Annotated in this window: 18 protein-coding genes; 5 read left to right on the forward strand and 13 right to left on the reverse strand. The window is 72.8% G+C overall.

The features are described 5' to 3' along the window. Positions 1–201: 201 nt before the first annotated feature. Positions 202–1,011: a methyltransferase domain-containing protein gene (locus AB0M39_RS05810; RefSeq protein WP_365360541.1), complete on the forward strand. Its 810-nt coding sequence runs from the start codon at positions 202–204 to the stop codon at positions 1,009–1,011. 91 nt (positions 1,012–1,102) lie between these two features. Here the strand turns inward: AB0M39_RS05810 and AB0M39_RS05815 are convergent, their stop codons facing one another. Continuing rightward, positions 1,103–1,630 (reverse strand): GNAT family N-acetyltransferase, encoded by a 528-nt coding sequence (locus AB0M39_RS05815; RefSeq protein ID WP_365360543.1) that lies wholly within the window; start codon positions 1,628–1,630, stop codon positions 1,103–1,105. A 90-nt stretch (positions 1,631–1,720) separates the two neighbouring features. Here AB0M39_RS05815 and AB0M39_RS05820 point away from each other — a divergent pair, with 90 nt between their 5' ends. Continuing rightward, positions 1,721–2,074, forward strand: coding sequence for a VOC family protein (locus tag AB0M39_RS05820; protein ID WP_365360545.1), 354 nt, complete (start codon positions 1,721–1,723; stop codon positions 2,072–2,074). Between the two features lie 65 nt (positions 2,075–2,139). Here AB0M39_RS05820 and AB0M39_RS05825 read toward each other — a convergent pair whose 3' ends face one another. Further along, positions 2,140–4,149: a DUF5107 domain-containing protein gene (locus AB0M39_RS05825; RefSeq protein WP_365360547.1), complete on the reverse strand. Its 2,010-nt coding sequence runs from the start codon at positions 4,147–4,149 to the stop codon at positions 2,140–2,142. Positions 4,150–4,327: 178 nt separating this feature from the next. Here AB0M39_RS05825 and AB0M39_RS05830 point away from each other — a divergent pair, with 178 nt between their 5' ends. After that, on the forward strand, positions 4,328–4,666 hold the full coding sequence (locus AB0M39_RS05830; RefSeq protein WP_365360549.1) for a DUF6204 family protein: 339 nt from the start codon (positions 4,328–4,330) through the stop codon (positions 4,664–4,666). 144 nt (positions 4,667–4,810) lie between these two features. Here AB0M39_RS05830 and AB0M39_RS05835 read toward each other — a convergent pair whose 3' ends face one another. The 3 genes from AB0M39_RS05835 to AB0M39_RS05845 form a co-directional block, all read right to left on the reverse strand. Further along, a complete protein-coding gene (locus tag AB0M39_RS05835) occupies positions 4,811–5,362 on the reverse strand; it encodes a GNAT family protein (protein WP_365360551.1) in 552 nt (183 codons plus the stop codon). A 22-nt stretch (positions 5,363–5,384) separates the two neighbouring features. Beyond that, the gene (locus AB0M39_RS05840) at positions 5,385–5,642 is read right to left on the reverse strand and encodes a LapA family protein (protein ID WP_365360553.1); all 258 of its coding nucleotides are present in this window, start codon (positions 5,640–5,642) and stop codon (positions 5,385–5,387) included. Positions 5,643–5,881: 239 nt separating this feature from the next. Continuing rightward, positions 5,882–7,357: an MFS transporter gene (locus AB0M39_RS05845; protein WP_365360555.1), complete on the reverse strand. Its 1,476-nt coding sequence runs from the start codon at positions 7,355–7,357 to the stop codon at positions 5,882–5,884. 336 nt (positions 7,358–7,693) lie between these two features. On the opposite strand from AB0M39_RS05845, the gene AB0M39_RS05850 reads away from it, so the two are divergent. Further along, a complete protein-coding gene (locus AB0M39_RS05850; protein ID WP_365360557.1) occupies positions 7,694–8,440 on the forward strand; it encodes a GntR family transcriptional regulator in 747 nt (248 codons plus the stop codon). A gap of 99 nt (positions 8,441–8,539) precedes the next feature. After that, positions 8,540–9,607 carry an adenosine deaminase gene (locus tag AB0M39_RS05855; protein ID WP_365360559.1) on the forward strand — a complete coding sequence of 356 codons (1,068 nt, stop codon included), beginning with the start codon at positions 8,540–8,542 and terminating at the stop codon, positions 9,605–9,607. A gap of 319 nt (positions 9,608–9,926) precedes the next feature. On the opposite strand, the gene AB0M39_RS05860 is transcribed toward AB0M39_RS05855, so the two are convergent. The 8 genes from AB0M39_RS05860 to AB0M39_RS05895 form a co-directional block, all read right to left on the reverse strand. Then, positions 9,927–10,871 carry an LD-carboxypeptidase gene (locus AB0M39_RS05860; protein WP_365360561.1) on the reverse strand — a complete coding sequence of 315 codons (945 nt, stop codon included), beginning with the start codon at positions 10,869–10,871 and terminating at the stop codon, positions 9,927–9,929. Next, positions 10,868–12,895, reverse strand: a complete 2,028-nt coding sequence (locus AB0M39_RS05865) for a prolyl oligopeptidase family serine peptidase (RefSeq protein ID WP_365360563.1) — start codon at positions 12,893–12,895, stop codon at positions 10,868–10,870. The genes AB0M39_RS05860 and AB0M39_RS05865 overlap by 4 nt, the downstream gene beginning before the upstream one ends. Positions 12,896–12,908: 13 nt before the next feature. After that, on the reverse strand, positions 12,909–14,243 hold the full coding sequence (locus AB0M39_RS05870; protein WP_365360565.1) for a M20/M25/M40 family metallo-hydrolase: 1,335 nt from the start codon (positions 14,241–14,243) through the stop codon (positions 12,909–12,911). Further along, entirely contained in the window at positions 14,236–15,069 is an 834-nt protein-coding gene (locus tag AB0M39_RS05875; RefSeq protein ID WP_365360567.1) for a M55 family metallopeptidase, read from the reverse strand. Before AB0M39_RS05875 ends, AB0M39_RS05870 begins: the two co-directional genes overlap by 8 nt. Before the next feature lie 75 nt (positions 15,070–15,144). Continuing rightward, positions 15,145–15,870, reverse strand: coding sequence for a class I SAM-dependent methyltransferase (locus AB0M39_RS05880; RefSeq protein ID WP_365360569.1), 726 nt, complete (start codon positions 15,868–15,870; stop codon positions 15,145–15,147). Between the two features lie 188 nt (positions 15,871–16,058). Continuing rightward, positions 16,059–18,458, reverse strand: a complete 2,400-nt coding sequence (locus AB0M39_RS05885) for a SpoIIE family protein phosphatase (protein WP_365360571.1) — start codon at positions 18,456–18,458, stop codon at positions 16,059–16,061. Between the two features lie 122 nt (positions 18,459–18,580). Then, positions 18,581–21,007 carry an MFS transporter gene (locus AB0M39_RS05890; protein ID WP_365360573.1) on the reverse strand — a complete coding sequence of 809 codons (2,427 nt, stop codon included), beginning with the start codon at positions 21,005–21,007 and terminating at the stop codon, positions 18,581–18,583. 285 nt (positions 21,008–21,292) lie between these two features. Continuing rightward, the gene (locus AB0M39_RS05895; RefSeq protein WP_365360575.1) at positions 21,293–21,739 is read right to left on the reverse strand and encodes an SRPBCC family protein; all 447 of its coding nucleotides are present in this window, start codon (positions 21,737–21,739) and stop codon (positions 21,293–21,295) included. Positions 21,740–21,859: the final 120 nt, after the last annotated feature.

The raw sequence follows: 21,859 nt of genomic DNA on the forward strand, positions 1-21,859 counted from the left end.
GGGGGCGGGGGGGCCAACCCGGCGGGGGGCTCAACCTGACGTCCTTAACGGCGGTGTCGGGGGGGCCCCACCCGCCCCCCGGCCGACTCGCCCCGCCTCTGCCCGCCCCAATCGCGGTCCACATTCCAAGACGGCTATCTCAGGATGCGAATCATCGGCGTACCGTTGCCGTATCCGCTTCCGCAGGAATGGAGTCCGGCCATGTCGCAGGAGACCGCCGTCTACACCCATGGGCACCACGAGTCGGTGCTGCGCTCGCACCGCTGGCGGACCGCCGCCAACTCGGCGGCGTACCTGGTCGGCGAACTCCGGCCCGGCATGGACGTGTTGGACGTCGGATGCGGCCCGGGCACCATCACCGCCGACTTCGCCGAGCTGGTCGCGCCGGGACGGGTGAGCGCCGTCGACTCGGCGGAGGGCGTACTGGAGCAGGCCGCCGCGGTGGCAGCCGAACGCGGCCTGGACAACGTCCGCTTCGCGGTCGCCGACGTCCACCGACTGGACTTCCCCGACGACTCCTTCGACGTCGTGCACGCGCATCAAGTACTGCAGCACGTCGGCGATCCGGTGCAGGCGCTGCGCGAGATGCGGCGGGTGTGCCGGCCGGGCGGGACCGTGGCCGCGCGCGACAGCGACTACGGCGCGTTCACCTGGTTCCCCGAGATCCCCGCGCTGGAGGGGTGGCTGGAGCTGTACCGCACGGTGGCCCGCGCCAACGGCGGCGAGCCGGACGCCGGACGCCGGCTGGTCTCCTGGGCGCGGGCCGCGGGCTTCGCCGACGTCACCGCCTCGGCCGCCGTCTGGTGCTTCGCCGCGCCCGAGGAGCGTGCGTGGTGGAGCAGCCTGTGGGCGGACCGTACGACCGCGTCGGTGTACGCGCGGCTCGCGGTCGACGGGGGCCACGCCACGGCGGAGCAGCTGTCCGCTATAGCCGGGGCGTGGCACGCCTGGGGCGCCGCGGACGACGCCTGCTTCATGGTTCCGCACGGCGAAGTGCTCTGCCGCGCGTGAGCGCCGGGACGCGAGGGGGTGGGCCGGGACCGGGCGCCCTCGCCCGCCCGGGCATCGCGGCGACGCGCCGCCGGACGGTCACGCCGGCCGGCTACGGCAGAGGCCGCCGCCACACCATGATGTGGCCGGTCGCCTGGAACGCCTCGTTGCCCGCGAGCCTGCCCGTCTTCGTCTCGACCACCGCGAACCCCTCGCTCTCATAGAGCGCGCGGGCCGCGTCGTTCCCGTCGAGCACCGTGCACTCCACGCACTCGCCGTCGTCCGCAGCGAGCGCGTGGCGCAGCAGAGCGCGCCCGACGCCGCGCCTATAGTGCGCCGGATCGACGTACAGCCAGGTCAGCTCGGAGTCCGCGAGCGCGGCGAACCCGGCCACCGCGCCGTCGTCCGCCTCGGCGACCCACACCGCGCCGTCGAAGAGGCCCTCCCCTGCATAGGTCTGCGCCAAGGTGAGGAACGCGTCCTCGCCGACTGAGGCGCGCAGCTCGTGCAGCCGGGCGGCGTCGTGGACGCGGGAGATCCCCGCCCAGTCGTCGTCGCGGTACGGCCGTACGGAGACGGAAGCAGAGGCGGACACGGCGGGGTGCGGGGCCGTATGCGGCTGGTCGGAGCGGTCGCTCATGCCCGGACCCTCGCATTCCGTCCAACCAGGGGCAACCGATTTTCGCCCCCTTCCACCACGCCCCCGGCGCCGCTGACTACGCTCACCCGTATGGAGATCATCGGAACCACCCTCCGCATCTGCGTCGACGACCTGGAAACGTCGGCCGCCTTCTACGAACGCCTCACCGGCGCCACAGCGTTGCGCTTCGAGCGCGGCGGTGTCTCGGTCGCCGCGATCGGCTGCTTCCTGCTGATGAGCGGCCCGGAGTCGGAGCTGGAGGTGTTGCGCAAGGTGTCGGCGACGATCGCCGTGAAGGACGTGGACGACGCGCACACCACGCTCGCCGAGCTGGGCGCCCGGATCGTCGTGGGCCCGGTGGCGACGCCGGTGGGGCGCAATCTGATCGCCGTCCACCCCGACGGCTCGGTCTTCGAGTACGTCGACCAGAAAGCCGCCGCCTGAGAACCGCCGCCTGAGCGTTAGGCAGCGGCCGGCGAACCGCGCGGGCAGTCGGCGGCCCGCGCGGTTCAGCTCTGCGGCCGCATCCGGTAGTCGTACGCGTCCGGCAGCGGATCGTCCGTGACTGTTGCCCACACCTCGCCCAGGATCTCCGCCCCCTCGCGCAGATCCGCCACCTCGAAGCCGGCGTCGAACACGGCTCGCGCCTCGGCCAGTCGGCCTTCGGCGACGAGCAGCCGCGCGTCGATCAGCCGGAAGCGGCCGCGCTGCTGAACGGCCGGGCGCAGCCGGTCCCAGACCGAGCGCGCCTCGGCGGTGCGGCCCACGGCGAGCAGGGCGTCGACGGCCTCGCGGCCGAGGGCCGCGGTCGCCGCCGTCCAGCTCTCGCCGTCGTCGCGGCGCTCCTGGCACAGGTCGTCGAAGGCCTCGGCGTACCGTTCGGCGGCCCGCACCGCGTGCCCGCCCTCCTGGTCGGCGACGGCCAGGCAGCGCAGCAGCGGCCAGCGGGAGGGCGCCAGTGCGAGGCCGCGCTCCCAACTGCGCACCGCCTGGGCGAGGTCGCCCGCGTGCCACTGGGCGACCCCCAGGTGGTACTCGGTCAGCGGCTCGGCGGGCGCGGTCTCCAGCATGTCGCGCCAGTGCTGGGCGACCAGCGAGGGCCCGGGCGGGGCGACCTTGCGGGGCTGCGGGAAGACGCCCGTCCTCAGCAACTCCTGCCAGGGCGCCTGCTCTTCGCCGAGGGTCGAGGGGTCGAAGGGCGTGCCGGGCAGCCTCTGGCCGGACCGCAGCGCTTCGAGGGCGCCCCATCCGGAGCCGACGGCCAGCGACTCGACCGGCTCCTCGTCGGCGTACGGCCGCCACGCCTCGTACGCGGCGTCCACGTCCGCCCGGGGCAGCGCCTGGGACAGCCGCGCCTCGACCTCGGCGCGCGCCGCGGCCCAGTCCCGGCCGTGGACCGCGGCGGGGTCGGCGGCGAGCGGCCCGTACGACTCCAGCCAGCTGAACTCCCCGCCGCCGTCCAGGCGTACGTGCTCCAGCTGGGTGCGGGCGAGCCCGGCCTGGATCTCCGCGTAGCCGGTCGTGCCCGGCTCGGTCAGCCAGCGCTGCCAGCGCCTGCCGCCCCGGCCCGAGCCCCACAGGAAGAGCTTGCGGCCGCGCAGGACGTCGGTCGACGTCTGCACCAGGCCGTGGCCGTCCGCGTCCAGGGAGGCGATCCACCGGCGGGCGCCGTCGGGTACCTCGTAGAAGTAGTCGGCGGGGTACTCGCTGCGCAGCGGGTACGTGCGGTCCGCGCCCTGGAACTCGGGCACGGGGACGCGGCGCAGGCTGCGCTCGTGGCCGACGGGGGCGCCTCCCGCGCCCGCAGAGCCGTGGACAAGCCAGGCCTCTTCGGCCGGCGCCAGCACACGGGTCGTCTCATGCTCCTTTACGGCGATGTTGGACCACCAGTAGACCGGGGCGGGCCGCTCGTGCGGATTGCGTATCCGTACGCCGACATGGAGGAAGTCGGAGTCGGCCGGCAGCCAGAGGTCGACCTGGAAGGGCAGGTCGCGCAGCCGCTCCCACTCCCAGAGCCTGACCATCGTGCCGCCGTCGGGCGCGGGGACGAGGGCGGCGTGCAGGGGTGCGCAGGAGAGCGTGGTGTGGCCGGTCGCGCCGATGTTCCACTCGATGCCGCCGGAGAACCACGCACCGTTGAGCGCGAAGTCGGCGGGCTGGAAGACCGGGTTGGAGTAGAGCAGTTCGCGGCCGGTCGGCTTGTGGTGCAGCGAGTGGACCCGGCCGCCGAGGCCCGGCAGGACGGTGGCCCGCAGCCGTTCGTTCTCGATCACGATCGCGTCGACGGCGGTCTCGGCGCGCTCGCGGCCATAGCCGTCGAGGACGCGCACCGGCAGGAGCGTGCGCAGCGGCTCGTACCCGATCTGCCGTGCCATCTCGCGCGGCAGATCGCGCTTCGCGCGCTCGTCGAGGGTGTGCGTCTCGTCCAGCGGGCGCAGGGCGGGCAGCGGGTTCTGCGGGCCGACGGGAGCGGCTGGCAGAGTCAGTACGGCGCGTCGCACGGTCGTCATGTCGACCATGGAACACGGAGGTTGCCCCACTGACCAGGGGCGCTGGTGGTCAGGCTTCTGTAAAGGCTGCGCCGCGGGGAGGGGGCGAGGGCCGCCTCGACGTTCCGCCTCGATATTCCCTGTGCGCTCTATAGCCGCCGCCGTAGTGTTTGGATCTTCGAATGCGTCAAGGAAGGCGGCTGGAGAGATGAGCACGCAGCATACGTACCGGGTGATCGTGCGCGGGACCTGGGACGGTCTGACGGAGGCGTCACGGGCCGCGCTGCTCGCCGATGTGGACGCGCACGGACTGGCGGGGATGCAGTTCACCGAGGAGGGCTCGCTCACCTATGACGCCGCGCTCAAGCATTTCTCGTACCGCTACGTCGTCGTCTCGGACGCGGCGGACGGCGAGGAGATGGCCGCGGCGATAGCCGAGGACCGGGCGGAGAGCGCGCTGAAGGCGCTGGGGCACGGCTACCGGGATCTGCGCTCGTCGGCGACGGACATGGACACGATGAAGATCAACCGCAAGGGCCGCCGCTGAGGATCGGCGGCTCTTCGCGCAGCACGTGAGCGGCCATGGGTGCGGGATAGCCGGGGCACGGCCGGGTCATGGCCGGGGCGCGGTCTCCCGGGGGCCAGGTCGGGGGCCGGGACCGGGGCCTCCTCGGCGGCCGCGTCCGTCGCGTCACCGCGTCGCCATGTCCGCGGTGATCGCCCAGCGTTCGTGGTCGCGCCAGGCGCCGTCGATGAAGAGCATGTCGGGCGAGAAGCCCTCGAGCCGGAAGCCGGCGCGGCGCACGAGCGCTATGGAAGCCGCGTTGCGCGGCTGGATGTTGGCCTCCAGTCGGTGCAGCCCGAGCGGTCCGAACGCCTGCCGCATCACCAGGCCGAGCCCCTCGCCCATCAGGCCCCGTCCGACGGCGTGCGCGAACGCGCCATAGGCGATCGCACCGCTCTGGAAGGCGCCCGCGACCATGTCGTTGACGGTGACGAAGCCGGCGATCCGGCCGGACGCCCGCTCGCAGACGAGGAAGCCGGCCTTGTTCGGCTCCTCGATGACCCGGGCCGCGTAGTCGGCGTACGTCTCGGCGGTCAGGGGCGGGAAGAGCCAGGGCCGGTGGTGGGCGATGCTCTCGGCCGCGAGCGCGGTGAACTCGTCGCCGTCGTCGAAGGCGAAGGGACGTATGCCGACCCGCGATCCCGCGGCGACGTACCCGGAGGATCCGATCCCAGACATCGCGCCAGCGATTTGCGGCGCGCTACCGGGTGCGCCTGCGGAAGAAGTAGCCCCCGCACACCGCGCCGATGAGGAACATCGCGAGCAGCGCCAGATACAGCGGCATGACGACTTCCGGGATCAGGATGCGGATCGTCACCTTGTCGGTGTTCTGGAAGATGAAGACGAGCGACAGCGCGACGACCACGAGGACGGCCGTCCTGCCAGGCGTAAGCCACTCCCTGAAGCGCCCCTTCCGGCGACCGCTCCTCGTCGTGCTCGACGCGTCCTTGTGGCTCATACGCCAAGGATGACCGGATCCGCCCCGCCGCGTCCGATGGAACGGTCCGTCCGGGTGAGAGACCAGCCCCGCCGTGGCGCCCTCAGCCCCGTGGGGGTCCCCCCGGACGAAGTCTGGGGGAGATTGAGGCGCGGGGCCCGGGGCAGCGCCCCGCAAGCAACCCGCACCCCAGCGCCCCGCAAGCAACCCGCACCCCCGCGCCCCGTAAGCAACCCGCACCCCCGCGCCCCACCCCCCCCTCAGTGGTGCGCCAGCACCAGCTTCCGCTCCTCGCCGTCCGCCCCGACCCCCTGCCCGTCCCCGTCCTCGTCCGGCCGCTGAATCAGCAGCGAGGCCACGACGCCGATCGCCAGCAGCGCGAGCGCCGCGTACATGGCGTGCTGATAGCCCGCCTCCGTCGGCCCCTTCGCGTCGCTGCCCGCCGTGATCATCGCGGAGGCCAGGGCGATGCCCAGCGAGGCCCCGATCCCGAAGCACGCGCCGTTGAGGCCGGAGAGCGAGCCGGGCTTGTCCTTGGGCGCGGTGGTGACGGCGAGACCGTTGAGACCGGTGAGCATGAAACCGCCGTACGTGACGCCGAGCGCGGCGAGCGAGGCCACCAGGATCCACTCGTTGTGCAGGAAGAACGTGGCGAAGACGAAGATCGCGAAGTTGGCGATCGCGCCGGTGACCACGACCGTGCGCCAGCCGATCTTCGGGCCGAGCCGTCCGGTCAGCGGCGCGGAGACCACGCCGATGAGCTGGATCGGGGTGAGGAAGAGGAACGCGGCGGCGACCGCGGAGAGGCCGAGGCCGACCCGGGCGTCCTGGGAGAACAGCGGGATGGTCAGCGCGATCGCGCCGAACGCGCCGCCCAGGGTGCAGACCGTCGTGATCAGCAGCGGCCAGGCACGACGGGAGGCGAGCACCTCGATGTCGATGACCGGGTTGGCGGCGCTCTTCTGCGAGACGACGAACAGTACGAGGGCCGCGACGCCGCCGAGCAGGAAGCCGATGGTGAGCGCGGAGGTCCAGCCCCAGCTCGCGCCCTGGGCGAGGCCGACGAGCACTCCGGTGAGGCCGATCGACAGGGCGGCGATGCCGCGCGAGTCGAAGCGGGCGTCGGGGGAGGTGGTCGGCGGGACGTCGGGGACGTACTTCCGCACGCCGATCAGGCCGGCGACGGCGATCAGCGTGGAGCAGACGAAGATGCCGCGGAACCCGATCGTGTCGGCGATCTGGCCGCCGGCGATCGCGTCGACTCCGGCGAGGCCGCCGTTGACGGCGGTGACGATGCCGGCCGCCTTGCCGAAGCCGGCCGGGGTCAGCAGCTGGTTCAAGGTGAGGAAGGCGAGCGTGAACATCGCCGCGGACATGCCCTGGAGGATGCGGCCCGCGATGAAGACCTCGATGTTCGGCGCGAAGACGCAGAGCAGGTTGCCCGCGATCAGGACGAAGGCGCAGAGCACCATCATCGGCTTGCGGCCGCGCTGGTCGCTGAGGCGGGCGAGGGTGACCTGGCCGATGGCCGCCATCAGGAAGAACAGCGTCTGGGAGAGGCCGGCGGCCGCGGTGGTGGTGCCGAGGCGCTCGATGACGTCGGGCAGTGCGGGGCTGAGCATGGTGGCGTTGATCTGGTAGCCGAGGACGGCCAGCACCATGGCCAGCAGCATGCCGCCGCGGCCCGCAAGGTCGGATTCGGCTCCGGAACGCGTCCGGCCGAGCGTGGGTGACATGTCGGCCCCTTTGCCTTGGATGTCATGTGCCGTGGAGGTCATGCCTCGATATGAACAGCGCAAAAACACCTGCCGGACTGACCTTGTCTGACAAGTTGCGCCCAGACAGAGTGGAATCTACGGGCGTAGAACGTCAAGCGCTGCCTGCTGTGAATTCCGTGCGGGTACCGTCCCGGCCGTCTGCGGCGCGGCCGTCTTCCGCCTCTCATCTGCGGTCATCGGCCGAAATCGCCGCTCATCCGAGATGCGACGAGCGTTGCCCCGCCATGCCGGGCTCGCATAACTTGCTGACAAGTCGGGTCGACATGCGAGCGACAAGTAAGCCTAGGAGCGGCAGTGGCAGTCAGCGGACAGCAGCGCAGGCCGGTCGTCGTTCTGTACGAGCGGATCGCGGACGCCATCCACGAGGGCGTCTATCCGCCCGGCTCGACCCTGCCGTCGGAGCCCCGGCTCGCGACTGAGCTGGGCGTCAGCAGGCCCGCGCTCCGCGAGGCGCTGCTGCTGCTCCAGGAGGACGGACTGCTGTCCGTGCGCCGCGGGGTCGGCCGGACCGTCAACGACCGCCCGCCGCGCCGCGGCTACGAGCACATCCAGCCGCTCGAGGAACTCCTGTCCACCGGCTCCGCGCTGCGGGTGCGCCCGCTGCTGCGCGCGGTCGAGGAGCCCACCGACTTCACCACCCAGCACCTGCTCGCTCCGGCCAGGGCGGAGCTGCTGTTCTGGGAGTCGCTGCTGGCCGGCGAGGGCACGGCGGCGGCGCTCAGCCAGGAGTGGGCGGCGGCGGAGGAGGTACTGGACCGGGCTCACCCCGCCTTCGCCGAGGCGCTGCGGGCCGCCCCCGCCCCCACGTCGTCGATGCTCGCCGTGCTGACGGCGGCCTCGCGCGGGGTGCCGCTCACCGGGCACAGCGGAGTGACCGCGACCCTGCTCGGGCAGCGCAGGGGCGAGCAGCTGGGCCGGCCCGCCGACACGCCTGCCGTGCTGGTCACCCAGGTCGTACGGGTCGGTCAGACGCCGATCCTGGCGGCGAAGCACATGCTGCCGACGGGCTCGCCGGCCATGCCCGTGCTCCAGTCGAACTGACCGCCGTACTCCAGTCGGACCGACCGGGGCGGGCCGGCGAGGGCCGGACGAGACAGGCGTCACCACGCGCGACACGCCCGGGCGCCGTACACTCCCGGGATGCACTTGTCTGACATCCTCCGCGCACCCAAGGCGGTCCTCCACGACCACCTGGACGGCGGCCTGCGCCCCGCCACCATCATCGAGCTGGCCCGCGAGTGCGGCTACGGCGAACTGCCGACCGAGGACCCGGCCGCGCTCGCCGTCTGGTTCCGCGAGGCGGCGGACTCCGGATCGCTGGAGCGGTACCTGGAGACCTTCGCCCACACCTGCGCGGTGATGCAGACGCGTGAGGCGCTGGAGCGCATAGCGGCGGAGTGCGCCGAGGACCTGGCGGCGGACGGCGTCGTCTACGCCGAGGTCCGGTACGCCCCCGAGCAGCATCTGGAGCGCGGGCTGACCCTCGACGAGGTCGTCGACGCGGTCAACGCCGGCTTCCGCGAGGGCGAGCGGCGCACCGACGGCAAGATCACGGTCCGCGCGCTGCTCACGGGCATGCGGCACACCGCGCGCTCCCTGGAGATCGCGGAGCTGACGGTCGCCCACCGCGACCGCGGCGTCGCCGGCTTCGACATCGCGGGCGGCGAGATCGGCAACCCGCCGGCCCGCCATCTGCCGGCCTTCCAGCATCTGAAGCGGCACAACTGCCACTTCACCATCCACGCGGGCGAGGCCGTCGGCGCGGAGTCGATCCACGAGGCCGTGCAGGTCTGCGGCGCCGAGCGCGTGGGCCACGGCGTGCGGATCACCGACGACATCACGGTCCACGACGACGGCACGGCGACCCTGGGTCATCTGGCCTCGTACATACGGGACAACCGCATCGCCCTGGAGGTCTGCCCGACCTCCAACCTCCAGACGGGCGCGGCGAAGGACTACGCGACGCACCCGATCGACCTGCTGCGCGGCCTGGGCTTCCGGGTCACGCTCAACACGGACAACCGACTGGTCTCCGGCACGACCATGAGCCAGGAGTTCCAGCACATGGCGGACGCCTTCGGCTACGGCCCCGAGGACTTCGAGGATCTCACGGTCGCGGCGGTGGAGTCGGCGTTCCTGCCGCTGCCGGAGCGTCAGCGGCTGATCGCCGAGGTGATCCGGCCGGGGTACGCGGCGCTCGGCCGCTGACGCCCTGCGTCTGATCCCCGGCGGGGGTGGCGGACAGCCCAGCCCACGGCACGGGCCCGTGGCCACGCGCCACGGTCCGACGCCGAGGCCAGCCCGGCTCGACGGCTCGGCCCAACGGCCCTGCTGCGCAGCCCAGTTCACCGCTCGGCTCAACAGCCCAACCGCACAGCCCAGCCACGCGGCCCAACCGCATGACCCGGCTCACCGGCGGCTGATCCTCCTCGCGAGGGTCAGCCGCCGGCCCGCGTCTGACGCCGCCCCCCACGCCGTCGCGCCGCTGCCACCGCCCCTCGCCGCACTCGCCGCGCCCCGCGCCCCCTCAGAGCAACGCGGGCTCGTCAAGCGTCAGCGTGCCGGTCTCCGCGTCCAGCACCGCCGGCACTCCGAGCGGCATCGTCAGCGCCGTCGGGCCGTGCCCGAATCCCAGCTCCTCCACCACGGGCGCCCCCAGCCCGCCCAGCCGGTCCAGCAGCACCGCCCGGACGTCGTCGTACGGACCGCACTGCGCCCACGACCCGAGCGCCACCCCCGCCACGCCCTCCAGCCACCCGGAGCGCAGCAACTGGGTCAGGACCCGGTCGAGGCGGTAGTCCTCCTCCCCCACGTCCTCGATGAGCAGCAGGCCGCCGCGCGCGGACGGCCGGGCGTGCTCCGTGCCCAGCTCCGCGGCGAGCAGGCTGACGCAGCCGCCGAGCGTGACGCCGCGCGCCCGCCCCGGGACCATCGTGCGGGCCGTCTCCAGCCCCAGCGTCCGCACCGACTCCGGCTCGAAGAGCGTCGCCCGCAGCGACTCCTGGGTCCGCTCGTCCTTGAGGAACGTCAGCGCGCCGACCATCGGCCCGTGCAGCGTGACCAGCCCCACGCGCCGGGCGAACATCTCATGGAGCGCCGTGATGTCGCTGTAGCCGACGAACACCTTGGGCCCCGCCGCGCGGATCGCGGACCAGTCGACCAGGTCCGTCATCCGCTGTGCGCCATAGCCGCCCCGGGCGCAGATCACCGCGGAGACGGAGGGGTCGCACCATGCCTCGGTCAGCTCCCGGGCGCGTGCCTCGTCGGTCGCGGCCAGATACGGCAGCCGCGGATGCCGCTCCCGGACGTGCGGCATCACCACCGGGTCCAGTCCCCAGCCGCGCAGGACGGCCAGTCCCTCTTCGAGCCGTTCCTCGGGCGCCGGGCCGCTGGGCGCGACGACGGCGACCCTGTCCCCCGGCCGCAGCCGAGGCGGCCGGGCCAGGGGCGGGACGGTGGCCGAGGACGTCACTTCTTGAGCTCCAGCAGCGGAACGTCGTGCCGGGCGATGCCGAAGGTCTGTGCGTACAGGGACAGTTCGGCCTCCAGCGCGCGGACCATGGTGTCGGCTCTGCGGAAGCCGTGGCCCTCGCCCTCGAAGGCGATGTACGCGTGCGGGATGCCGTGCCCCGCCGTCTGGGCCAGGAACCGCTCGCACTGCACGGGTGGGCAGATCACGTCGTCGAGCCCCTGGAGCAGCAGGAACGGCGTGTCGATCTGGTCGACGTGGTGGAGGGGCGAGCGCTCGCGGTAGCGCCCTGGGACGTCCGCGATCGGGCCGATGAGCGACTCCAGGTACTGCGACTCGAAGTCGTGGGTCTCGTCCGCGGCCCAGCCCAGCAGGTCGAGGACGGGGTAGATGATCGTCCCGCAGGCGTAGACGTCGGTGGTGGTCAAAGACGCCGCCGCCGTCCAGCCTCCCGCGCTGCCGCCTCGGATGGCGAGGCGCGCCGGGTCCGCCGTGCCCTCGGCGGCCAGGGCCTCGGCGACGGCCGCGCAGTCCTCTACGTCGACGACGCCCCACTGCTCGCGGAGTCTGTCGCGGTACTCACGGCCGTAGCCGGTGGAGCCGCCGTAGTTGACCTCGGCGACGCCGATGCCGCGCGAGGTGAAGTAGGCGATCTCCAGGTCGAGTACGAGAGGGGCGCGGCCGGTGGGACCGCCGTGGGCCCACACCACGAACGGCGGCAGCTCGTCGTCGGGCGCGATCCGGTCGGGGTTGTGGGGCGGGTAGATATGGGCGTGGATCTCGCGGTTGTCGGGGCCGGTGAAGGTGCGGATCTGCGGCTCCGGGTAGTACGCGGGGTCCACCGGGTCGTCGTGCGGCGAGCCGATCACCCGGGTCCGCCCGGTGCATGTGTCGAGCTCGACGACCTCGGCCGCGCTGCGCGGGCTGGCGGCGACGCCGATCACCCGGTCGCCGAGCACTGCCAGGGTGGAGGCCCACTCGGTCCACGGCCCCGCCGCGTCCACGAGCTCGCCGGTCTCCGGGTCGAGTATGCCCAGCGCGGTGGCGCCCTTGCCGTGGATCACGGCGATCAGACCGTTCTCCAGGGGGTGGAACCACCGCAGGCCGATCTTCCACAGCGGCCCGCCGAACTCCTCCCCGCGGCCGGGGCACAGACTGGTGCTGGGCACGGCTCCGGGCGCGAGAGCGTCCAGCCGGACGCGCTGCAGCTCCCACCAGTTGCCGAGGTCGGAGAGGAAGAGCAGCGAGCCGTCGGGGGCCCAGTCGACCTGCGCGACGGACTCGTCCGTGTCGCCGACGACGGGCCGGACCGCGCCGAACGGCCCGTCCGCCGTCACCTCGCCGAGCATGACCACCGTGCCGTCCCAGGGCATCTGCGGGTGGTCCCAGGCGATCCAGGCGGCGTGGCGCCCGTCCGGCGAGAGGCGCGGCCCGGTGACGAAGCGGTGCCGGTCGTCGCAGAGCTCCCGCACGGCCGAGCGGTCCTCGGCTGCCGAGCCGTCCAGCGGCACGGCGGCGATCACCCGGCGCACATCGGTCGGGGCCGGTCCGGTGAACTCCTCGAGCACGCACCACACTTCGCCGCCGCCGCGGGGATCTGCCCCGTCGCGGTCCAGACGGATCTGCGGGTCGACCCAGCGCAGCCCGCCGCCGACGGCCGAGACCGGAGTGAGCGGCCGGGGCGCGGTCTCGGGAGCGTCCGGCTCGTAGGCGTAGAGCCGCTGGTCGGGGAAGTGGACGAAGACGATCAGCGGGGCGCCGTCCGCGCGCACCGCGCCGGCCCAGGGCTGTCCGCCGTACTCGATGACTCTGCTGCGCACGTTCCACGGCGGCGGGAGGACGGACTCCTCGCCTCCGTCGACCCGTCTGCGCACCAGCGCCCGCCGGCCGCCCTCGGTGGGGCGTGGCTCGGTCCACCACACTTCGTCGCCGACGACGCCGACGGAATCAGGGTGTCCGTCGTGCGAGGCGGCGAGGGTCGCGTCGATCGGCGACGGCCATGTTCCGTAGGCCCCCGTGGGTACCATGCGTGACTCCCCCCTATGCGGACTGCAGATAACAGTCGAGAACCCTGACGCCGAAGTGCAGCGCCTCGATGGGGACGCGCTCGTCGACCCCGTGGAACAGCGCCGCGTAGTCGAAGCCGACGGGCAGCTTCAGCGGCGAGAAGCCGTAGCCGGTGATGCCGAGACGGGAGAACTGCTTGGCGTCGGTGCCGCCCGCCATGCAGTACGGCACGACCCGCCCCGCCGGGTCGAAGCGCTCCACCGCGGCCCGCATCTTGGCGAACGTCGGCGAGTCGACGGGCGCTTGGAGGGGCACCTCCCGGTGGTGGAACTCCCACTCGACGTCCGGCCCCGTCAACTGGTCCATGGTCTGGCGGAACTCGTCCTCCCCGCCGGGCACCATCCGCCCGTCGACATAGGCGACGGCGTGCCCCGGGATCACGTTGACCTTGTAACCGGCCTCGAGCATGGTCGGGTTGGAGCTGTTGCGCACCGTCGGCTCGACCAGGGCGGCGGCCGGGCCGAGCTTGGCCAGCAGCGTGTCGACGTCGACGTCATGGGCGTCGAGGTCCACGTCGATGCCGTGCAGCGCGGCGAGCTCCGTCAGCGCGGCGCGGACCGTCGGGGTGAGCCGCACCGGCCACTGGTGCTCGCCGATCCGGGAGACGGCGGCGGACAGCCGGCTCACCGCGTTGGCCCGGTTGACCTTGGAGCCGTGGCCCGCTCGCCCGTGCGCGGTGAGCTTGAGCCAGCCGGTGCCGCGCTCGCCCGCGCCGATCGGGTAGAGCGCCATCCGGGGCCCGGCGTGGAAGGTGAAGGCGCCGGACTCGCTGATCCCCTCCGTGCACCCCTCGAAGAGCTCGGCGTGCTGGTCGACGAGGAAGCCGGAGCCGTCGACCGCGCTGTCCTCCTCGTCGGCGGTGTACGCGATCACGATGTCGCGCCGCGGCCTGACGCCGGCCCGCGCCCAGGCGCGTACGAGCGCGAGGACCATCGCGTCCATGTTCTTCATGTCGACCGCGCCCCGGCCCCACACCACCCCGTCGCGGATCTCTCCGGAGAAGGGGTGCACGGACCAGTCGTCGGGCTCGGCGGGCACCACGTCCAGATGGCCGTGCACGAGCAGGGCCTCGGCCCCGGGGTCCGAACCCTCGATCCTGGCGACCACGTTGGTGCGCCCGGGGGTGCGCTCCAGCAGGACCGGCTCGAGTCCGGCCTCGGCCAGCCGCTCGGCGACGTACTCGGCGGCGGGCCTCTCCTGGCAGTCGCCGCCGCCTCGGTTGGTCGTGTCGATGCGGATGAGCTCGGAGGTGAAGGTCACCGCCTCGTCGAGCGCCTTGTCGTCGATGGGAGTCGTCACGTCAGCCATACTGCTCCTCCACCGCCGCAGACACGATCGTCGTGACCGCTTTAAAGGTACGAATGCACTCATACATCGTCTCGCTGGTGTACGCGATGCGCCGTTCACCGGTGAGGGAGACTCCTGGGACGACGGTGGGGGCTGCGGCGAGATGCTCCGCGTCGAACTCCAGCACCATGCTGAACGGCCCGCCTCTCACGGGCTCGTGACGCACGGCCAGCGCCGCCGCCTCCTTCGCCGCGGCGCGGATCTCGGAGGCGGTGCGGGCCGGGGTCCGGCATACGGCGGCATAGCGCGAGACGTAGTCCTTCACCGCGACCTTGCGCGCCTCAGGCGCATACCCCAGGGCGTCTTCGCAGGTCAGGTCGTCGCCGGTGATCAGGATCACCGGGACGCCGTACTCCGCGACCACATGGGCGTTGAGCAGGCCCTCGCTCGCCCGCTCGCCGTTCAGCCAGACACCGGTGATCGAGTTGGGGAGGTAGGTGTGCGCGAGGACGCCCTCGGTGCCCGCGCCCGTGTGGTAGCCGACGAAGGCGATGCCGTCCACATCGCTCTCCTGCACGCCCTCCACCATGGAGAGCGTCTTGTGCTTGCCAGTGAGCAGCTGGGCCCGCTCGTCCAGACGCTCCAGCAGCAGATTGCGCATGGACCAGTGCGCTTCGTTGATGAGGACCTCGTCGGCGCCGCCGTCGAAGAAGCCGAGCACCGCCGCGTCCACGTCGGAGGTGAACATCGGACGGCACCGCTCCCACTGGGGCGTGCCGGGCAGCACGTCGGCAGGCCAGGTCACTCCCGTGGCGCCTTCCATGTCGGCGCTGATGAGGATCTTCATGCCTGGAAACCGTACGCGCAGCCCGGCGGGCCTGCCAGCCCTGTGGACGACGGCCCGCGAGCCGGACCTCTTACATCACCCGTTCCGGCCTATGACCAGCCACTTCGATGGCAGTTCGAGGCGGGAGCCGTCCCCCGTGTACTCGGTGGTCGTCAGCGGCAGCTCGCCGCCGGCGAGGACGGCGAGCCCTGCCGTACGGAAGAATCCCGCCACGTCCGCGTCCGCCACCGCCCCGGGCACGATGCCGTGCCGGAACACCGGCTGGAGCTTGGGCGGCGGGCCCGACGGCGCGCTCGCGAGCCCCGCCAGCTGCTGCCCGGCCGCCTCCGCGAGCTCCACCACGAACGCCCTCCCCCGCTCCCCCACCAGCAGGGCGATCGAGTCGGCCAGCGCCTGCCGGTCCTGCTCGTCGCACTGGTGGAGCACTCCGCGCATATAGACGTTGGCGTCGCCGAGCTCGGCGTGCAGCCGCCCCATCGCCTCGCCGTCCACCGCGTCGATCTCCCGGAACGTCGCCTCGCCCCGCGTGGCCTTGCGGCGGGCGAGCTCGATCGCGGCGGCCGACAGGTCGACTCCGAGCACATGCGGGAAGCGGTCGGCGATGAAGAGGGTCTGTGTGCCGTTGCCGCAGCCCACGTCCACCAGCGGCAGGGCGGGATCGTTCACCAGGGGTTCGTAGAAGGCGAGATGGACTCCCGCGGTGAGGGCGGGCTCCGCGTCCCAGAAGACCTCCCCGGGCTCGTCGGAGGCCTCGCTCCAGAAGCCTTCCCAGGCTCTTCTGTACCGACTCGTCACGCTCATGACCCAACTCCCCAAGAAGTGACAGACCGTCAAGATCGGTCTATCGCTCTTGAGTTGTACCGACAAGGACTCGACGCAATCCTTCACCTGCCGTTCGAGCCGGCGCGCGTTCGAGCCAGGGCGCGTCCGGGCGCAACGACCAGCCCGGCCCTCGACGGCGGCCTTCGACGGACACGCCGGAGCCGTCGCTACGGCAGCGGCAGTTCGAACCAGACCGTCTTGCCCTCGGACGTCCGGCTGGTGCCCCACTCCCGCGCCAGGCTGCTGACCACCCGCAGCCCCCGGCCGAGCTCGTCCCCGGGGCGCGCCTCCAGAAGCGTGGGCAGGGTGTGGTCCTCGTCCGCCACCTCGCACAGCAGCGATCCCGCCCGTACCAGCCGCAGCTCGGCCCGGCGGCCATGGGCATGCCGTACGGCGTTGGTGACCACTTCGCTGACGAGCAGCTCCAGGGTGGCGGACAGCTCGGCCAGCCCCCAGGAGCGCAGCTGTCCGCGGACCAGCCGCCGCGCTCTCGCCGCCTCCCTCGGCTCCAGCGACAGCTCCCAGGCGGCCACCGACTCGGCGTCGATCCCGTTGAGCCGGGCCATCAGCAGGGCGACGTCGTCCTTGCGTCCGCCGCGGGTGTTGAGCGCACGGATGATCGTGTCGCAGGCGTCGTCCATAGAGGCCGCGGGATGCGCGGCGGACTCGCAGAGCGTCGCGAGGCCCACGCCGATGTCCTCGCCGCGCACCTCCACGAGCCCGTCCGTGCACATCACGAGGCGGTCGCCGGGGAAGACCGGCACCTTGACGCTCTCGAAGGGCACTCCGCCGACGCCGATCGGCGCTCCGGTGGGCAGGTCCAGCAGTTCGCTGCGTCCGTCGGCGGCACGGACGATCACCGGAGGCACATGGCCGGCGTTCGCCATGCGCAGCTCATTGCGGATCGGGTCGTAGACGGCGTACAGACAGGTCGCGAGGTAGTGCTCGCCCAGACGCTGGGCGAGGTCGTCGAGATTGCGCAGCAGCTGCTCGGGCGGCAGGTCCAGGGCGGCCATAGTCTGCACGGCCGTGCGCAGCTGGCCCATCATCGCCGCGGAGTTGAGGCCGTGCCCCATCACGTCGCCGACCACGAGCGCGATGCGCGAGCCGGGGAGTTTGACGGAGTCGAACCAGTCGCCGCCGACGCGTCCGAGCAGGGTTCCCGGCAGATAGCGGGTGGCGGTGTCGCAGCCGGCCATGCGCGGGGTGACCTGAGGGAGCATCGAGTCCTGGAGGGTCTCGGCGACGTTCTCCTGGTAGGTGTACATCCGGGCGTTGTCGAGCACCAGGCCGGCGCGGGCGGCCAGCTCCGCTCCGGTGACCCGGTCCATGTCGTTGAACAGGGCCCGCTCGGCGTGGCGCAGCAGGATCATGAAGCCGAGCACCACGTTGCGCGCCTTCAGCGGCACGACCAGCATGGAGCGGCCGCTGATGAGCGGGCGGATGTCGCGCTTGTCGAACTGCGAGGCGATGGCCGTGCCCATCTGCTCGCTGATGCGCGGCACGAGCACCGGGTCGCCGGTGGTCATGCACTGGAAGAACGGGGTGTGCACGGGGAACGGCATGGACTCGCCGACCGGCACCACGTCGTCCCAGCGGCCGGGCTCGTCGACGTGCTCGACGGCGACGCGGTGCCACAGGGTGGTGGCGTCGGGCGGACCGTCCGGGAAGCCCTCGCCGGCGATGACCTGCTCGCGCAGATAGGTGCCGGCGACGTCGGTGAAGCGCGGCACGACGGCCGCGCTGACCTCCTGGATCGTCCGGGCGAGGTCGAGGGAGGAGCCGATGCGTCCGCTGACCTCGTTGAGGAACTCCAGCCGCTCGCGCACCGCCGCGTACTCGAGGTCCTGCTCCAGATCGGCCTCGTCGACACTCTCGCCGGCGGCGGCCGCGGCCTGTGCGGCCCGTTGCCGCGCCAGCCGCTCCGCGCGCCGGGGCACGCCCCAGTCGGGGGTGACGGGCACCCGGTCGTGGTGGCTGAACTCGAGCACCGGATAGCCGAGTTCGAGGACCTGGGAGACGATTCGCGTCGACTCGTGGACGCTCATGCTCGGCAGGATCTCGGGGAGCCGGCGCGCCAGCTCGTCGAAGCCCGGGAACTCCGTGTGCAGGGCGAATCCAGGCGCTATGCGCTGGACGCTCTCGTCCTCGGATCCGAACTGCCCGGCGTCCGCGGCCAGTACGAGCAGCCGCTCGCGGCCGGGGCCGACCATGGGGTAGGCCCACCAGAGCACGTCGACGCGCTCGCGACCCGCCTCGGACAGACGGGCCCGGCCCGCCGCGGGGTAGGAGGTCAGACCGTTGAGCGAGGCGTCGAGTCCGGGTCCGAGGCCGCCATAGCCGTCGTACGCCTCGTACTCGCCCTCCTCGGCGAGCGCGCCGGAGACGGGGAGCAGCTCGACGGCGGGCTGGCCCACCGCCTCGTCCCTGGTGGGGCCGAACAGCCGTCGCGCCCCGGTCGACCAGTGCGAGACCAGGCCGTCGCCGTCCACGACGACCACGGCGAGCGGAATTCGGCCGGCCACGGGGTACTGCTGTGGCCGTGTCGGCGGAACGCCACTGTCCATGAGTGGGGGGCTCCTTCCCCGCCGCTGAATATGCGGCCTTGGCACCACGGTACGACTCTGCGCGGGCCGTGCGGGGAGCAACGGCGGAATAGGTCGTGCGCCCGCGCGAAACTGACGAATAGTCAGTCCTCGTGCCCCAGCAGAAGATCGCGTTCGCTCCGGCCCCCGCCCGCGACCTGCAGGACTGTCGCCACCGGCGGATAGCCGGCCGCGATCACCGTGTACTCCCCCGAGGAGAGGTCGACGAATCGGAAGGCGCCGTCGGGGCCCGTGGTGAGCGTGTCCACCACATTGCCGGCCGCGTCGAGGAGTGTCACGCGCGCGTCCTCGACCGGGCGCCCCGCGCCGGCCCTCACCGTGCCGCGCAGCATCGCGCCGCCTGCCAGTTCGATGTCCTGGCGGGTCTCGCGGGACGCCTGCACGGTGACGGGGAGCGCGGCGGGGCGGAAGGCGGGGGCGCTCGCGGCGAGTGTGTACTCCCCCGCCACCAGGTCGGTGAGCACATAGCCGCCTTCGCGCCCGCTGCGGGCGGTGGCGACGACGTCGCCGCGCACGTCGGTGAGGGTGACCGCCGCGTCGCGTACGGGCGAGCCGTCGGCGGTGACCACGGCGCCGGCGAGCCGGCCCGCGCCGCCGAGCACCACGTCGAGGTCGACGGGCCACTCGCCGACGGTGACCGTGACGGCCTGCGGCTGGTGCCCGGCGGCCGCCGCGATCATGACGTACGCGCCGGGGCTGGGCACGCTCAGCGCGTACCGCCCGTCCTGTCCGCTCGCGCCGCGTCCGACCTGCTGCCCGTGTACGTCGATGAGGGTCAGGGCGGCCCGCGGGACGGTGCTGCCGTCGGAGTGCTGGACCGAGCCGCAGACGGGGACGCCGCCGATGTGCGACATGTGGGTCGGCTGGGAGGCGCCCCGCATGCTCGGCGCGGGAGGGGGCGACGGCGCGGGGATGCGGGGTGCGGCGGGCTCGGCTGCGGGGGCGTTCTGGGACACCAGCGGATTCTCCTTGAGGAAGAAGGCGACGAGGAGGCCGAGCGCGAGCACCGGCACGAGACAGAGGAAGATCCGCGGCATCGCGTCCGCGTACGCCTGGACGTGGCCGTCGCGCAGCGCGGGCGGCAGCGTGTGCACGGTGAGCGGCGTGAGGGTTCCCGGGCCGGGCAGGTCCGCGCCGGCCGGGAGGCGGTCGGCGAGCGCGCTGCCGAGCCGGTCGGCGAGGACCGTGCCGAAGACGGCGGCGCCGACGCCGGCGCCGAGCAGGCGGACGCAGGCGTCCGCGCCGGCGGCGACGCCGAGGTCGGCGGCGGGGGCGGCAATCCGCACGGCGGTGGTCAGCACGGGCAGGAGCAGCCCGATGCCGACGCCGAGCACGGCCTGGCCGATGCTGTGCTCCAGCCGGGGCGTGTCGGCGTCCAGCCGGGAGAGCAGCACCATGCCCGCCGCGCAGAGGGCGCAGCCGAGGATGGGATAGACCGTGTAGCGGCCGGTGCGGCTGATCAGGCAGCCGCAGAGGACGGAGGCGACGGCGATCGAGCCCGTCAGCGGGAGCGTCAGCAGCCCGGTCTCCGCGGCGTCGGCGCCGGCGGCCGTCTGCAGGAAGGCCGGCAGCGGGGCGGCCGCGGCGAAGAGGGCGACGCCGGTCACGACGCCGAGGAGAGCGGTGACGGTGAAGTTCCGGTCGCGCAGCAGCCGCAGCGGGACGATCGGTTGGGGGGCGAGGCTCTCGACGACCAGGAAGAGCAGGAGGGTTCCGGCCGCGCCGGCGGCCAGCCCCAGGACGACGCGCGAGTTCCAGGCGTGCTCTGTGCCGCCCCAACTGGTCAGCAGCACCAGGCAGGCAGAGGCCGCGGCGAGCAGGAGCGCGCCCAGGACGTCGATCCTGGCGCGGGCGGCGGGCCTGGGCAGCTTCAGCGCCGCGCCGACCACGACCAGGGCCAACAGGCCGAGGGCCGCGGCGAGGTGGAAGCACCAGCGCCAGGAGGCGCGGTCGGCGAGGAGTGCGCCGAGCTGCGGTCCGGCGACGCAGGCGAGGCCGAGGGCCGCGCCGAGAAGCCCCATGAAGCGGGCGCGCCGCCGGGCCGGGACGAGGTCGGCGACGATCGCCTGGGCGCCGACGAGCAGTCCGCCCGCCCCGGCGCCCTGGGCGGCGCGGAAGGCGATGAGCTGCTCCATGGTGCGCGACCAGCCGGCCAGGGCCGAGCCGACGACGAAGACGGCGAGCGCGAACTGGAAGACGCCCTTGCGGCCGAGGAGATCGCCGAGCTTGCCGTACAGGGGCAGTCCGACGGCGACGGCGAGCAGATAGGCGGTGACCGCCCACGGCGTGCGGCCGGCGCCTGGCAGGTCGCCCGCGATCGCGGGCAGCACGGTCGCGACGGCCGTCTGCGCCAGCACGGCGAGCAGCAGCGCGAGCGTCAGGGCGGCGAAGACGAGGCGTACGCGGCGCGGGCTGAGCTGTACGAGGTGCGCGGTGGCCGAGGGGTCGGGCGGCTCGCCGTCCGCGGCCGGTGCGGACTGCGCGTTCTTCACCAGAGTGATGCCGCCCACGTCACTGCTCCCCTCGTCACCCCTCATCACGCCTGCGCGGGGTAATTCTTCGCATTACGCGCCAAGGGGGAGCAAGCCGGACGTGGGCCGGAACAGCGGCGCGCAAGAGCGCCAACTGGCCTTTCGGGGGCGCGCGTCGGGCGCTCATCAGGGATTTCCCGCGACCCGTGGCGCGCTGGGCGCATCACGGCGCCGCGGGGAAATCCACTCGAAACGGTGAGCGTGACCGGGAGTTGAGCCGGCGGGGAGAAATGCCCGTGAGCGCCCTCGCGGCGCCCGCGTGGGCTACTTCTTCTCCACCTCGGCGGCGAGGTTGGCGAGCACGGCGTCGTAGATGCGCCCGAGGCCCTTGGGGGCGAAGGTCCTCTCGAAGAAGCCGCCGATGCCGCCCGCGCCGTTCCAGACGGTGGAGACGACGGCCCTCGAGGCGCCGTCGCCGGCCGGGGTGACGGTCCACGTGGTGACCATGGAGGAGTTGCGGTCCTTCTCGACCAGTCGGCCGTCGCTCGGCTCGGTCACCTCGAGGAGGCAGTCGCGGATCCGCTTGCTGGTCGCCTGGAGCTTCCAGTGCACGAGGGTGCCCTCGCCGTCGCCGCCCTCACGGACCTCGTACTCGCTGAAGTGCACGGGCAGGATCTTCGAGCGGACGTTCTCGTAGTCGGCCAGGGCGTCGAACACCGTCGCCGGGTCCGCCGAGATGATCCGTTCCGTGGTGGCCTCGACCTGCGCCATTCGCGTTCCTCCAGCAGTCGCTTCTTCGGGGGTCGGCGCTAGCCAACCACCTCGGCCCCGGCCGCCAAAATCGGGGCCGCAGCGATCAAGGGAACATCTGTTCTATTCTGTGGCCAGTGC

Origin of the sequence: Streptomyces sp. NPDC051907 (assembly GCF_040681075.1) — a bacterium.
Taxonomy (GTDB): Bacteria; Actinomycetota; Actinomycetes; order Streptomycetales; family Streptomycetaceae; genus Streptomyces.

Coding starts and splice junctions, on each gene's coding strand:
- AB0M39_RS05885 (WP_365360571.1), bottom strand. CDS start 18,458: ATGGACAGTGGCGTTCCGCCGACACGGCCACAGCAGTACCCCGTGGCC.
- AB0M39_RS05895 (WP_365360575.1), bottom strand. CDS start 21,739: ATGGCGCAGGTCGAGGCCACCACGGAACGGATCATCTCGGCGGACCCG.
- AB0M39_RS05865 (WP_365360563.1), bottom strand. CDS start 12,895: ATGGTACCCACGGGGGCCTACGGAACATGGCCGTCGCCGATCGACGCG.
- AB0M39_RS05840 (WP_365360553.1), bottom strand. CDS start 5,642: ATGAGCCACAAGGACGCGTCGAGCACGACGAGGAGCGGTCGCCGGAAG.
- AB0M39_RS05825 (WP_365360547.1), bottom strand. CDS start 4,149: ATGGTCGACATGACGACCGTGCGACGCGCCGTACTGACTCTGCCAGCC.
- AB0M39_RS05835 (WP_365360551.1), bottom strand. CDS start 5,362: ATGTCTGGGATCGGATCCTCCGGGTACGTCGCCGCGGGATCGCGGGTC.
- AB0M39_RS05875 (WP_365360567.1), bottom strand. CDS start 15,069: ATGAAGATCCTCATCAGCGCCGACATGGAAGGCGCCACGGGAGTGACC.
- AB0M39_RS05810 (WP_365360541.1), top strand. CDS start 202: ATGTCGCAGGAGACCGCCGTCTACACCCATGGGCACCACGAGTCGGTG.
- AB0M39_RS05855 (WP_365360559.1), top strand. CDS start 8,540: ATGCACTTGTCTGACATCCTCCGCGCACCCAAGGCGGTCCTCCACGAC.
- AB0M39_RS05830 (WP_365360549.1), top strand. CDS start 4,328: ATGAGCACGCAGCATACGTACCGGGTGATCGTGCGCGGGACCTGGGAC.
- AB0M39_RS05870 (WP_365360565.1), bottom strand. CDS start 14,243: ATGGCTGACGTGACGACTCCCATCGACGACAAGGCGCTCGACGAGGCG.
- AB0M39_RS05820 (WP_365360545.1), top strand. CDS start 1,721: ATGGAGATCATCGGAACCACCCTCCGCATCTGCGTCGACGACCTGGAA.
- AB0M39_RS05815 (WP_365360543.1), bottom strand. CDS start 1,630: ATGAGCGACCGCTCCGACCAGCCGCATACGGCCCCGCACCCCGCCGTG.
- AB0M39_RS05880 (WP_365360569.1), bottom strand. CDS start 15,870: ATGAGCGTGACGAGTCGGTACAGAAGAGCCTGGGAAGGCTTCTGGAGC.
- AB0M39_RS05845 (WP_365360555.1), bottom strand. CDS start 7,357: ATGTCACCCACGCTCGGCCGGACGCGTTCCGGAGCCGAATCCGACCTT.